A 12610-nucleotide genomic window follows, 5' to 3' on the forward strand; every position below is an offset into this window, starting at 1 on the left:
GCGTATGCAGCGAATGACCGCAAAGCGGGCTGCGACTACAGCATCAAGAACGCCTGCTGGGTGTCCGCTTAGGGCCGCTAGTGAAAGCGACCCAAATTCGCTAGATTTCAATGGCTTCCGCGATGGCCAAAGCATCCTCGAGTTCAACACTCAGGTATCGGACAGTGCTGTCCATCTTTGTGTGACCGAGAAGAAGCTGAACGGCTCGAAGGTTGCCGGTCTTCTTGTATATCTGGGTGACTTTGGTTCGGCGCATCGAGTGGGTGCCATAGGCACTCGCCTCCAGACCGATTGACGTAACCCAGTCGCGAACAATCCGTGCATACTGCCGGGTCGAGATATGCAGGCGCTCATGGAACCGACCCGGCCATAGGTACTCCGAGCCGACCATGAGCTCATCTTCCATCCACTTTTTGACAGAGGCGCGTGTGCCTTCGGATATCTCAAATCGCACAGGTTTCTGTGTCTTGCTTTGCAGAACCGACGCCCGTTCCTTGATCTGACCAGAGGCCATCACATCGACGACTTTCATTTTCACGAGGTCACAGCCGCGCAGTTTGCTGTCGATGGCCATATTGAACAGCGCGAGGTCTCGATGGTTCTCGGCCAGTTCAAGTCGAACACGGATCGCCCAGACATGTTTTGGTTTCAATGGCCGTTTTTGTCCTACGATGCGTCCCTTGTTCCAAGCCGGGCGAAGCGCACGAATGGCCGGTAAGTTTGGTGTTTCCATGACTGATCCTCCGATCCGCCATGCCCTCCCACAACGACAACCCGACGTTGACGACGCTAACATATCACATGATGCCGCACCGCCTCCGAGGTCGGCAGTGAGCCCACTATGACAGATGCCGCGTCCTGCACGAAGGTCCGCTGTGCTCGAAATATGGATAAATCGCTTAACATTATTGGTAATAGTGTTAAGTACACGGAACGTGTGTATCCGGGATCCGCTGCGCTTTACGAGCGGTAAATCTTCATACCTTGTCAAGAAGCGGGTTGGATTTTTCGTTGACCTCACCAGTTCAAGTCAGGCATGTTTTGGAAACTTAATACCATAAGGATTTGAGTTTGGCCGATCCCATAACCATCGGAACGCTCGCCGCAGCTACTCTAGCATCTGGTGCAGCCGCGCTCGGGAAGGAGGCCGTTGGTGCCGCCGCCAAGGATGCTTATGCGGGGCTGAAGGAAGCACTGCTCCCTGCCTCGCCCAAAAACGTCAAGAAGCTGGAAGCCAATCCCGAGGCCGAGCATCGCGCCATTTCAGTAGCTGAGGACGTGGACGATCTCGACGCTGACACGCAGGCCAAAATCAAGAAGCTTGCCGAAGCGCTCCGTGGCGCGCTCGTCGCCGACGGTCAAGGCGTGGGCATCGACAACAGGATTATGGTGATTGCAGACCGGCAAGGTATCGCAGCCGGGCGCGACGTGAACATCTCAACGCCGCTCAAGGCATGAGCCGTGGCTGAGCAGCCGCTGCAAGTTTCAGCAGACCGCGGCGGCTACGCCGCAGGACGCGACATAAATAAATATGGCCTCGACGAAGAACAGGTTGCCGCGCTCGTCGCCAAGGTAGTTGCCGAAAATAGCCAGAACATTTCTAAGTCTACGATCCTCGAAATCGCCAATCGCGTTTCGCCACAGACGGACAATCTTGAGCAGGCTCTGAAAGATATATGCAACGCGGTCGATATCGTCGCCAGTATGCGTCGCCGCGCGGAAACGCGAAGCAACCTTGATCCGTTTATCGATGCGGTAGCGGCCGAACTCGACGCGCTGAACAAGAAGGGCAAGTTCGACGAAGGCGTCGTTGTGGCCGACCGCGCCATCGCTGCAGCAGAGGCAAGCCTAAAGCGAGAGCAGTCTGTGTTTGCGGAAACCCTTAACATCGCCATCGATCAACACCTTCTAGCATTCGACGCCGAAGGAGCTGCGGCAAAGATCGTCTGCCAAGTGGACCTTCAAACGCCTGATCCCGCGTTCCGTTTCGACGCGTTGGTAGATACATGGACGGAGTGGCTCGAACGGGGCGTTGAGCGGGGTCAGAACCTCGACCTCCGTGTCGCTGCTGCACTGTGCAAAATCGCGCAGAACCGTGCAGACACTCCTCAACAGCGGGGCGGCGCGATGATGGATCTCGGCATTGCGCTCTTTACCCTCGGTGAACGGGAGAACGGCACCGATCGACTGCAAGAGGCCGTCGCCGCCTTCAGCGCCGCTCTTAAAGAACAGACCTCCGCGCCCATCTTATGGGCACTAACACAGATGAATCTCGGCAACGCATTGAGGGTCCTTGGTGAACGGGAGGGCGACACTGGCCGGCTCGAGGAGGCCGTAGCCTCATACGACCTCGCCCTGAAGGAAATCACCCGAGAGCGCTTGCCCCTCAAATGGGCGGCGACTCAGATGAACCTTGGGAACGCGCTCTTGGCTCTTGGTCAAAGGGAGGGCGACACCGGCCGGCTTGAGGAGGCCGTGCGCTCTTACCGCCTCGCATCGGAGGAAGTCACCCGAGAGAGAGCGCCCTTCGAATGGGCAAAGATGCAGATGAACCTCGGCAACGCGCTGAATGCCCTTGGTCAAAGGGAGGGCGGCACCCGCAAGATAAAGAAGGCCGTCGCTGCATACCGCCTCGCGCTGAAGGAATTTACTCGAGAGCGCGCGCCCATCTTTTGGGCGGTGACGCAGTCGTGCCTCGGTAGTGCGCTCGTGAACCTTGCCCTTGGTGAACGAGAGGGCGGAACCGGCCGGCTTGAGGAGGCCCTCAACGCATACCGTGCTGCTTTGGAGCAACAGGCACACGGACCAGTAGTTTACGACTGGGCTGTGACGCTTATGAATTTAGCGCGCGCTCACGTTGCATTTTTTGACAAGACCGGCAACGCGATAGAGTTACATCGCGCCCAGGCGGCCCTCAACGACGCGCAGGAAGTTATTGTAACTGCGAAGTTGAGCAATCACCTCGCTTTTGCCGCTAAGCTTCAGGCTAACATCGACGCGCGGCGGCGCGCGTAAGCAACACTTGGTAGTGTAAGCTTACTTGGTCGCTTAACACGTTGAGCCATTCTGTTAAATTTTGGAGTAATTGGACCATTTGAATTTTTCCAATGAAACCAGTGATAGAGCTTCAGAGGAAGTAGTGAAGTTTAGCACTTCGCCTGACAAGTGTTAATCGCGTGAGAGCGGACCTTTCGGCTTCAGCCGCAAATTCACACTTCGTCCGCGGTGTGTGAGTTCGACCACCGTTGAAATTTGCGCCCGCAGCGAAAGTCCGGTTCGGTGAAGCCGCATTGCGGCGCGGACTGCCCCGATGAATGGCTGGAACGGGCCGCATTGCACCGCGCTACTTAGGTTGAGGTAAAGGAAGCTCAATTCTCCTATCGCCGTGGATCAAGCGTATTGCCTACACTCTTGACTCATCAGTCAATGTCTAATAGTTCGGTTAGTTGACGAACTAATGAGGAAATGCCGTGGCGGACCCGACAAACCTTTCGCGCCGGATGACATTAAGCAACATTGTGCAGGCAATCACGACCTACGGTCCGATCTCGCGTGCGAGCGTTGCTAAGATGACCGGGTACTCCAAGCAAACAGTGTCCGAGATCGTATCTTCACTGGAGGAGGACGGCTGGGTTCAGACCGTTGGTCGAACTGAGGGCAATGTTGGGCGTCGCGCAGTGGTTTATGAGATCGTGCCTGATGCCGCGCTTGTGGCTAGCGTTGATCTTGGCGGCACCAAGGTCCGCGTCGCATTATGCAATCTGTCGGGCGCAGTTGTGGCCGAAGTCGCTGAACCAACCTGCAAAGACGGTGGCGAAGCAGTGGTCGATCAGATCGCGCGCATGGTGAATGGGGCCACAAGCAATCTAGGAATTGCACCGAGCAAGATTCGTGTTGCAGTGATCGGTGTTCCTGGCGTGCCGGATCTGGAAACCGGCCACATAAATCTGGCCCCGAACATTATCGGTATCGACAGGATCGATTTTTCCTCACTTCTGCGCGTAAGCCTCGGCATTGAGGTGATCGTCGAAAATGACGTGAACCTTGCGGCGCTCGGAGAGCATTGGATGACGCATCAGGGCGACAAGGATGATCTCGTATTTCTCTCGATCGGCACGGGCATCGGTGCCGGTGTCGTTATTGGCGGCCAGTTGGTGCGGGGTGCCACGGGCGGCGCTGGCGAGGTCGGGTTCATTCCGTTTGGTGCAGATCCCACAGAACCAGAGAGCCTGAAAGTGGGCGCTTTGGAGCGCGTTACCGCGACTACAGCGATTGTTGGCGGTTACCGGCAAGAAACCGGTATGCAAAAGACCGTTCCAGAGATTTTTGACGCCTTTGTGGCGGGTGAAGAGGCCGCCGCAAATGTGCTACAGACAACTGCCAGTTATATCGCCCGCACCATTGGTGCCATTGCAGCAGTGATCGATCCGAATTGTGTGGTAATCGGCGGATCTATTGGTGCGCGCGAAGAGCTAATCCGCATGATCGAGCAGGAGATTGCGCGCAATCTCCCACGCGCCATTCCCGTCGAAGCGTCGGCTTTGGGCAATCACGCCGCTTTGGCCGGTGGGACTGCGGTCGCCTTGTCGCGGCTGCACATCGCGCTGTTTGCCCGCGACTTGCCCGGGGCGAATATCGTGGTGCCTCCTCCAGAGATTGAAACGTTTCAGGAGGGTGCGGCATGAGCAGCCCCTTGAATGACAGGTTGAGCGCGTCCCAGAATGCCGAAGCGGATGTCCTGTTGCTTCAGCGTGCACTTGGACGGGAAAGCGTCACCGGAAATGAGGCGAATTTCGCCGCGCTTCTGATAGATGAAATGACTGACATAGGCCTTGATCCGGGCCGTGGTGATTTTCTGCCTGGCCGACCGAATGTTTGGGGGCAAAAGACAGGATCAGGCGATGGTCCGACGCTCATGTTTGTTGGGCATACTGATACAGTGCATGTCCGTGGATGGGCTGAAAAATGGGCCGGGACCGAGCGGGAAGACCCGTTCGCGGCACCTGTGATTGATGGCAAGATCTGGGGTCGCGGAGCCTGTGATCTTAAGGGTGGAATTTGTGCGGCTCTGGCGGCGGTGCGCCTCTTAAACGAAGCGGGCATTCAGCTGAAGGGCAGCGTTTCTTTTGCTTTTATCGGAGATGAGGAAAGTGGCGAACCGGGCACCGGGGTGAGCTCTGGTGCCGCGGATCTGGTGCGGCGGGTCAAGGCGGGTCAGATCGCCACGCCTGATTTTGCAGTCTACGTGGAGCCGACCCGGTTGGATGTCTACACGGCGCAAATTGGGTTCTTTATCGCCGAGATCACCGTTGCCGGGAAATCCGCTTATTTCGGTACGCCTGAAAAGGGTGTCGACGCCTTGAAAGCCACGCATCAGGTGCTTTCGGCCATCTGGCGTCACGAAGAAGATCTGGCAGCGGGACCGAAGCATGATCTGGTTGGGGCATCCAATATTCTTGTCACCGACATTAATGGCGGCGGATACATCGCCGTTCCCGGCGAATGCAGGCTGTCACTGATCCGTAAATTGCGTCCGGGCGAAGACCTTGAAGACACCGCACGGGCGTTCGAAGACGCCGTCAATTGTTCTGATTTGCAAGACGGTATCACGGTCAACATCACCTACCCCGCAGGACGCGATCATTCGCTGGGCGGGTCACCGGTTGAAATCGATTCTGACCACCCGGATGCTGTGGCTCTGGGGACTTGCGTGCAGGAGGCGTTTGGCCGGCGAGGTGAGATTGGGGGCGCGCCCTATTGGTCAGAAAACCCATTTCTGGTGGACCAGATCGGCTGTCCGGCGGTCTATTGCGCTCCGGGTGACATCAGCGTCGCCCACACGTTCGAAGAATGCATCTCAGTTGAAGAATACCTCGCTGCGATCCGCGCCTTTGCGCTGTTCATGGTGCGGTATTGCGGAACTATCGATTAACCCAGGAGGAAAACCATGAAACACTACATAACCCAACTGGCTGTAGGGGCGGCACTGGCATTCGCGACGTCCGTTTTGGCCGAAACCGTCGGACCTCAGGGAGAGACGGCGACTCCGTCCGCATCAGTGATGGTGGCTGAGGCCGATCTGGAGGCCATCCGCGCGGGTGGTCATACAGCAGCCCTGCTTTGGCATGACCAGAGTGACTTTGTGAATGCTGTGACCGCCGGTGCGACGGATGAACTGGCTCGGGCGGGTATCGAAGTCGTGGCAACTACGAGCGCTGGGTTTGACGCGGCCAAACAACGTAGCGACATTGAAACGGCACTGACCAAAAACCCCAGCATTATTCTTTCGTTGCCGCTTGATCCGGTGACATCTGCGGCCGCATTTCAGGAAGCCCGCGACAATGACGTTAAGCTAGTCTTCCTGTCAAACCTGCCTTCTGGTTACGAACACCCAGCCGACTATGCCGCCATCGTCACCGACGATCTGTTCCAGATGGGCAAGCAAGCCGCTGACGCACTGGCCGCCTCCATGGGTGGCAAAGGCACAGTTGGCTGGATCTATCATGACGCCGCATACTACGTGACCAATCAGCGCGACAACGCCTTTAAGACCACCATTGAAAATGACTATCCCGACATCTCGATTGTAGCGGAGCAAGGCATCAGCGATCCGGCCCGCGCCGAAGACATCGCCAACGCGATGTTGCTTCGCAACCCGGATATCGGTGGAATCTATGTCACTTGGGCCGGTCCGGCTGAGGGGGTTCTGGCCGCGCTGCGCGCCAATGGCAACACAACAACCAAGATGGTCACACTCGATCTCTCAGAACCTGTAGCGTTGGACATGGTGCGTGGTGGCAACGTAGCCGCGATTGTGGCGGATGAAGCCTATGAGCTGGGCCGCGCGATGGCCGCTGCTGCAATCCTTGATCTGCTGGATCAGGACGTACCGCCATTTGTGGTCGCACCGGCCGTAACCGTAACGGCTGACAATGTGGTCGAAGGCTGGATGCAGTCCCTGCACATCGATGCTCCAAAGAGTGTGACGAAAAACTGATCGCTTGTAGTCAAGGCCCAACGAGAAGCTGCGTTCTCGTTGGACCCGCTACCGTCTCGTCCAAAGACAGTTCGCAGCACTAAGGCCGCACTTGGCGGCATACACGTAAAGGGAGGAAACTTAAATGATTTTCCAACATTCAGTACTGGCCGCCGCCGCTTTGGTTTTGGTTGGCTCCGTTGCAATGGCAGAAAAACCGCTGACCAAAGGGCCCAATGGGGAAGCCCCGACGCCTGTCTCTGAATTCTCGCTTAGTGACGAGGATATCGCCAAGGTCTCGCAAGGGTCTTACACCGCAGCCCTTGTCTGGCACGAGCTATATGACTGGTCCAATGCTGTTGCACAGGGGGCCAAGGATGAATTCGCGCGCCTAGGCATCGAAGTGATAGCAGAAACCGATGCCGGGTTCGATCCAGCGCGCCAGAAATCCGATGTGGAAACCGTGATGGCGCGGAACCCGTCAATCATCCTGTCGCTGCCCATCGATCCGCCGACTGCGTCTGGAGTGTACGGCATCGCCCGTGACGCGGGTGTTAAGCTTGTGTTTATCGACAATGCAGTCAACGGTTTCACCCATGGTGAGGACTATGTGACGGTTGTCTCCGCTGACCTTTTCCAGATCGGTAACAAGGCCGCCATCGCATTGGCCGAGGCCATGGGTGGCAAAGGCGAAGTTGGCTACATGTATCATGATGCCGATTTCCCGGTGACCAACCAACGCGACAATGCGTTCAAATGGACCATCGAAAACGAGTATCCTGATATCACAATCGTAACGGAATCCGGCATGACAGATCCGGCCAATGCCGAAGACATCGCTCGTGGAATGCTGTCACGTAATCCCGACATTGACGGCATCTATACGCCTTGGGCAGAACCGGCACTGGGGGTGATTTCGGTTCTGCGTCAGCAGGGCAATGACCATACCAAAGTGGTGACGATTGACCTGAACGAACCCGCTGCTTTGGACATGAAAAACGGGGGCAACATCGCCGGGATCGTTGCGGACGAAACCTACAATATCGGAGTCTATGCCGCACGTGCCGCTGCCGCTGGTCTTTTGGGGCGTGAGGTCGATCCCTTCCTAGTGGTCGACGCGCTGTCCATCGACGCGGATTCAATCGCCGAAGGCTGGATGAAATCCCTTAACAGCGAAGCGCCCGAGACACTGCGCTGACCCGATCTGCGGAAGCGCGTTCGCGCGCTTTCGTTCCTTAAACGCCCGGATATCGAAAGACTGACATGACCGCCGTAAAACAACGTCTCTCCGGTTTCGACTTCCAGAATATGGTTGTCTATATCGGATTTATTGCGATCTTCATCTTTTTTGCAGTGACACTGTATGACGATGGATTTCTGACCCAACGCAACCTGACCAATATCTTCCTGCAAACTGCGCCAGCGACAATCATGGCCATTGGTCTTGTCTTCGCGTTGTCAGCGGGCGAAATCGACCTGAGCTTTGGTTCTATTGTCGCTGTCTCAGCCCTGACCGCCGCTGTAGTTCTGCGCGATTATCCCCTAATCATGGGCGTCGCGGCCGGACTGGGCGTCGGCATTCTCATTGGCGCATTGAACGGCGTTCTGGTGGCGTATCTCAAGCTGCCCTCATTTCTTGTAACGCTCGCCACGATGGGCCTGTTTGCTGGGATCGCCCGGTCGATGACCGATCTGCGCTCGGTACCTGTCATGAACGAAGCCTTCACCGGGTTCTTTGGCTCGGGCAAACTGTTCTCAGTCCCGTCGCTGTTGATCTGGACAGTTGTTGCCGCTGCCATAGGGCATATCTTCTACCGACATACACGGTTTGGTGCCCATGTGCTGGCCACCGGCGACAATCCACGCGCCGCGCAGGTGACAGGGATCAAGGTGCCGCGTGTCCGCCTCTATGTGATGATGATTTGCGGCGGTACGGCGGGGCTGGCAGGGCTGCTTTATGCAGGACGCCTGCAAGCGGCCAAGTATACCCTCGGCGAAAGCGATCTGATGACGGTGATCGCTGCCGTGATCGTGGGCGGAACGGCTCTGAATGGTGGCAAAGGCTCAGTGATCGGGGCGTTGCTTGGATCGCTGCTGATGGGCATGCTGAACAACGGTCTGATCCTGATGAACCTGAAGGTCTCAGACCAGATGATTGTGCGCGGCTTGATCATTCTGCTCGCCGTGGCCGTGTCGCTACGCGACAGCAGCCGATAAGGAGGAGCAAACAGATGTTTCTGGATGTATTGATCCGCCGAAACCCGGGCTTTGTCGAAGCCGCAATGGCGCTGCACCAACAGGGTGCAATCCCGCCAAATTCCTATGTACTGGATCTGGACGCGGTCGAACGCAACGCGCGACATCTCTCGACCGAGGCCAACAAACTTGGTTTGAAAACCTTTGCCATGACTAAACAGGTCGGCCGGCATTCAGGGTTCTGTCAGGCGGCCATGCGCGGCGGAATTAAAAAGTCCGTCGCTGTTGATCTGGATTGCGCCGTGGCTTGTCACCGAGCTGGAATGAAAACCGGTCACTTGGGCCATCTGGTGCAGGTGCCCGGAGGAAATGCAAATTTTGCGGCCAGCCAGTTGCAGCCTGACTTTTGGACGGTGTTTAGCGACGACAAGATGCGCGAGGCTGCAAACGCAGCCCACAAGGCTGGGCGCGTTCAAAACCTGCTGGCCCGCATTCAAACTGAGGGCGATACCTTCTATCGCGGCCATGAGGGCGGTTTTGCAGCTGAAGACATACGCGCCATCGCGGATAAGTTTGACGCGCAAGACGGCGCGGGCTTTGCCGGGATCACGACTTTCCCTGCGCTTTTGTTCGATCAGGAGACCCGCAAGGTGATCCCGACGCCCAATTTGCAAACTCTGGCCAGAGCACGTGAGGCATTGGACGCCGCTGGGCGCAGCGAGATAGAGGTGAACGCGCCAGGCACCAATTCAAGCGTCGTTTTATCAGCTCTGGCAGAAGCCGGGGCCACCCAATGCGAACCGGGCAACGCGCTGCATGGAACAACCCCGTTACATGCGGTCGAAGACCTGCCCGAGGACCCAGCAGTGTTGTATCTGTCCGAAGTGTCGCACCACCACGGTGGCAATGCGTTCTGTTTTGGGGGCGGATTGTATGTCGATCCGGTTTTTCCAAAATACGATGTGCATGCGTTGATCGCCTCGGAACCGACTTCTTCGCGCAAGGCGCTGGCCAGTGTTGAAATCCCTGACTACTCGGCCATCGACTACTATGGAATGATCGACGCGACCGGCCCCGTGCAACCCAAGACCGGCGATACCGTCGTGTTTGGCTTCCGCGGACAGGCCTTCGTCACCCGCGCTAATATTGTGGGTGTGTCCGGCGTCGCCAGCGGCACCCCCGCTGTTACAACCATCGAAAACATTTTCGGAGAGGTCACAGGTTGGCCGGAAAAGGCATTGTCATGAATAATGAACTCAATGTTCTGTCCCTGAAAAACATCCATAAGGCTTTTGGCGGCATCGTTGCCATTCAGGATTTCTCGCTGGATTTGAAGGCCGGTGAAATCGTGGCACTTGTCGGCGACAACGGTGCGGGAAAATCCACGCTGATCAAAATCATCTCAGGCGTCTACACTCCGACCTCGGGGGAAATCAAACTGGATGGTCAAGAAGCATCGTTTAGCGATGCCAGCGCGGCGCGCAGTAATGGTATTGAAGTTGTCTATCAGGATCTGGCACTTGCCGATCAGCAACCGGTTTTCATGAACATGTTCCTGGGGCGCGAGTTGACGAAACCTCCGTTTGGTTTGCTCGACAAGGCGCGCATGCGACGTGAATCGCAAGAGCTAGTGGACGATCTGGATGTGCGTATTCCGTCGGCCAGTTCAACCATCAGCGACCTTAGCGGTGGTCAGCGGCAGGGCATAGCGATAGCGCGCGCCACGCATTGGGCAAGCAAGCTTGTCTTGCTGGATGAACCCACGGCAGCACTCGGGGTGGCTGAGACGGGCAAGGTCGAAGATCTGATCGCCAGCCTCAAGGAAAAGAACCTGGCCATTCTGATCATCAGCCACAGCTTGGATCAGGTGTTCAAACTGTCGGACCGAATTTGCGTGCTGCGCCGCGGAGAGCAGATCGGCATTCGTGAGACCGCGAAGACCGACAAGAACGAGATCGTCTCGATGATCACCGGGGTTGCCTGACATGAACAACGCAAATGTAAAAACCATTATGGCCCGGGAAATCGGTGAAATCCCCGATGTTCTTTCGCGCCAGATCATTGAGGGTTTGGATTTGTATCTGAAGGCTGGTCAACATGCATCTAATTTGAACTTGCGTGGCTTTGTGACCTGCGCACGCGGGACATCCGACCACGCCGCCACGTTTCTCAAATACCTGATTGAGATGAAGACCGGCTTGCCCGTCGCATCAATCGGACCCTCGATTGCTTCGGTTTACAAAACCCCTCTGAAATTGACGGATTTTGCCTGTGTGACAATCTCGCAATCCGGCGGCAGCCCCGACCTCGTCGCCCTGCAACGCGCCGCGCGTCAGGGTGGCGCCCATACCCTTGCCATCTTGAACGAGACTGACAGCCCGGTCGGACGTGACGCAGACACGGTATTACCTGTGCTGGCCGGGCCGGAAAAAGCGGTGGCGGCAACAAAATCCTTCGTCAGTTCGCTCTTTGCCGTCCTCGGATTTGTCGCGGGCTATACCGCGGATCGCGATCTGGAAAACGCGTTGCGGGATGTACCAAAGCTAGCACGCGCAGCATTGGAATGCGATTGGTCCGCAGTGCAATTCGCGCTTGCCCGTGCAGGGTCTGTTTTTACTGTAGGCAGGGGGCCCGGCTTGGCCGTCGCAGCCGAAGCTGCATTGAAGCTCAAGGAAACCTGCCGCATTCATGCCGAGGTGTTCTCTTCGGCAGAGGTCTTACATGGTCCTGTGGTCTTGGCAGAGCGTAAGTTTGCGGCGCTGGTCTTTGACCCGAGCGACCAATCTGCCTCGTCCGCACGTTCCACGGCCGACAGCATTCGCAAGAAGGGCGCAGATACATTTCTGATCTCCAGTGATGACTCCGCTGATCTTGCAGTACCGGATACAGACAACGCATTCCTCACGCCCCTCATCCAGATCCTGGCTTTCTACAAGCTCGTTGAGCGGCTGGCGCTTGAATTGGGTGAAAATGCCGATGCGCCTGAGGGACTAAACAAGGTCACGACAACAATCTGATCAAGCGATGTTTCGCAACCAACGACCTTGAATAATTCGCATTTTCGATGCGAGGTGCGGAAGTATGGAAACCGACATCAAAGATTCTTTGGCAGCGTTCCATTACGTCGGTCAACATCCTGCCAGAGGTCACGAATCTGCCCCCATTTCTTTGGGGTAGTGAAACCTGGCAATGAAGTAGATCGCGCCTGAGCGCGGTCATTTCTGCGAATGGCGGCTTTGTGGGCTGACCGCAGCATCTCGGTTGGCTGCTAGATGTCCGGTCTGGGCCGGTGTTCATCCAAGTGAAGTGCGCCCGACCTCCGAATGTTGTATTGCCCCCACACGCCTCAGCCCAATTCAGTCATCCATCGTTGCTTGAGCAGGACAATAAATTGCGCATTTGACAACAAGTATTTGCGGCCCACATGCTGAAACGTGA

At 56.6% G+C, this 12610-nt stretch carries 11 protein-coding genes; 10 read left to right on the forward strand and 1 reads right to left on the reverse strand.

The window, feature by feature from the left end; genetic code table 11:
* Positions 1 to 100: 100 nt before the first annotated feature.
* Positions 101 to 733 carry a tyrosine-type recombinase/integrase gene (locus Q1B46_RS21920; protein ID WP_299952002.1) on the reverse strand — a complete coding sequence of 211 codons (633 nt, stop codon included), beginning with the start codon at positions 731 to 733 and terminating at the stop codon, positions 101 to 103.
* A 338-nt stretch (positions 734 to 1071) separates the two neighbouring features.
* On the opposite strand from Q1B46_RS21920, the gene Q1B46_RS21925 reads away from it, so the two are divergent.
* The 10 genes from Q1B46_RS21925 to Q1B46_RS21970 all read left to right on the forward strand — a co-directional run bounded on the left by Q1B46_RS21925 (position 1072) and on the right by Q1B46_RS21970 (position 12189).
* Complete coding sequence (locus Q1B46_RS21925; protein ID WP_299952004.1) at positions 1072 to 1458, forward strand: hypothetical protein; 387 nt, start codon at positions 1072 to 1074, stop codon at positions 1456 to 1458.
* Positions 1459 to 1461: 3 nt separating this feature from the next.
* On the forward strand, positions 1462 to 3015 hold the full coding sequence (locus tag Q1B46_RS21930; protein WP_299952006.1) for a tetratricopeptide repeat protein: 1554 nt from the start codon (positions 1462 to 1464) through the stop codon (positions 3013 to 3015).
* A 455-nt stretch (positions 3016 to 3470) separates the two neighbouring features.
* Positions 3471 to 4685, forward strand: a complete 1215-nt coding sequence (locus tag Q1B46_RS21935; protein WP_299952008.1) for an ROK family transcriptional regulator — start codon at positions 3471 to 3473, stop codon at positions 4683 to 4685.
* Complete coding sequence (locus tag Q1B46_RS21940) at positions 4682 to 5932, forward strand: M20/M25/M40 family metallo-hydrolase (RefSeq protein ID WP_299952010.1); 1251 nt, start codon at positions 4682 to 4684, stop codon at positions 5930 to 5932. Before Q1B46_RS21935 ends, Q1B46_RS21940 begins: the two co-directional genes overlap by 4 nt.
* A gap of 15 nt (positions 5933 to 5947) precedes the next feature.
* A complete protein-coding gene (locus Q1B46_RS21945) occupies positions 5948 to 6997 on the forward strand; it encodes a substrate-binding domain-containing protein (RefSeq protein WP_299952012.1) in 1050 nt (349 codons plus the stop codon).
* 124 nt (positions 6998 to 7121) lie between these two features.
* Complete coding sequence (locus tag Q1B46_RS21950; protein ID WP_299952014.1) at positions 7122 to 8174, forward strand: substrate-binding domain-containing protein; 1053 nt, start codon at positions 7122 to 7124, stop codon at positions 8172 to 8174.
* A 65-nt stretch (positions 8175 to 8239) separates the two neighbouring features.
* Complete coding sequence (locus Q1B46_RS21955; protein WP_299952016.1) at positions 8240 to 9193, forward strand: ABC transporter permease; 954 nt, start codon at positions 8240 to 8242, stop codon at positions 9191 to 9193.
* Between the two features lie 14 nt (positions 9194 to 9207).
* A complete protein-coding gene (locus Q1B46_RS21960; protein WP_299952018.1) occupies positions 9208 to 10419 on the forward strand; it encodes an alanine racemase in 1212 nt (403 codons plus the stop codon).
* Positions 10416 to 11156: an ATP-binding cassette domain-containing protein gene (locus Q1B46_RS21965; RefSeq protein ID WP_299952020.1), complete on the forward strand. Its 741-nt coding sequence runs from the start codon at positions 10416 to 10418 to the stop codon at positions 11154 to 11156. The genes Q1B46_RS21960 and Q1B46_RS21965 overlap by 4 nt, the downstream gene beginning before the upstream one ends.
* Before the next feature lies 1 nt (position 11157).
* Entirely contained in the window at positions 11158 to 12189 is a 1032-nt protein-coding gene (locus Q1B46_RS21970) for an SIS domain-containing protein (RefSeq protein ID WP_299952021.1), read from the forward strand.
* Positions 12190 to 12610: the final 421 nt, after the last annotated feature.

Source organism: uncultured Ruegeria sp. (assembly GCF_947500045.1).
GTDB lineage: Bacteria > Pseudomonadota > Alphaproteobacteria > Rhodobacterales > Rhodobacteraceae > Ruegeria.

Coding starts and splice junctions, on each gene's coding strand:
- Q1B46_RS21950 (WP_299952014.1), top strand. CDS start 7,122: ATGATTTTCCAACATTCAGTACTGGCCGCCGCCGCTTTGGTTTTGGTT.
- Q1B46_RS21920 (WP_299952002.1), bottom strand. CDS start 733: ATGGAAACACCAAACTTACCGGCCATTCGTGCGCTTCGCCCGGCTTGG.
- Q1B46_RS21945 (WP_299952012.1), top strand. CDS start 5,948: ATGAAACACTACATAACCCAACTGGCTGTAGGGGCGGCACTGGCATTC.
- Q1B46_RS21960 (WP_299952018.1), top strand. CDS start 9,208: ATGTTTCTGGATGTATTGATCCGCCGAAACCCGGGCTTTGTCGAAGCC.
- Q1B46_RS21955 (WP_299952016.1), top strand. CDS start 8,240: ATGACCGCCGTAAAACAACGTCTCTCCGGTTTCGACTTCCAGAATATG.
- Q1B46_RS21940 (WP_299952010.1), top strand. CDS start 4,682: ATGAGCAGCCCCTTGAATGACAGGTTGAGCGCGTCCCAGAATGCCGAA.
- Q1B46_RS21970 (WP_299952021.1), top strand. CDS start 11,158: ATGAACAACGCAAATGTAAAAACCATTATGGCCCGGGAAATCGGTGAA.
- Q1B46_RS21965 (WP_299952020.1), top strand. CDS start 10,416: ATGAATAATGAACTCAATGTTCTGTCCCTGAAAAACATCCATAAGGCT.